Here is a 402-nt window from a genome sequence, read left to right as displayed (position 1 = left end):
CGCCGCGCCCGAGTCGCGCGAGGAACCCGGTTATGAGCCCTGACCTGGATCGTGGCCTGGGCACCCAGGCCCCGATCAAGCAGCTTGTGCGAATCGTCGTGGCGCTGGCCTTCGATGCCGCTGAGGATGATTGGTCCGAGGTCGAACGTACCTACGAGAACGACGACAGCTACGTGTCGTTCTCGTTGTGTGCGGACGCTGATGAGAGCGATCCGTGTGTGCGCATTGAGATGGGCGTTCAGGACGAGTCCAGCCGTCACCCGACGGCCGGGCTGAAGGCGCAATGGAACCGAGAAGATGGCGCGATCGGCCAAGTGCAAACGGTTCTGGTGCACGGACAGGAGTGTGAGCCGAAGCTGTTCCTGAGGCGCCTGGAAGGCGCTCTGGAGCAGCTTGGCGTGC

General features: G+C 63.7%; 1 protein-coding gene. It reads left to right on the top strand.

The genetic code is table 11. The annotated features are described in order from the left end of the window. Positions 1-32 precede the first annotated feature (32 nt). On the top strand, positions 33-402 hold a 370-nt coding region (locus ACR6JA_RS23300; RefSeq protein WP_494599914.1), incomplete at its 3' end, for a hypothetical protein.

It is taken from the genome of Cedecea sp. B1(4) (assembly GCF_059414925.1).
Note: the sequence above shows the minus strand (reverse complement) of the source record. Positions and strands in the feature narration are given on the sequence as shown.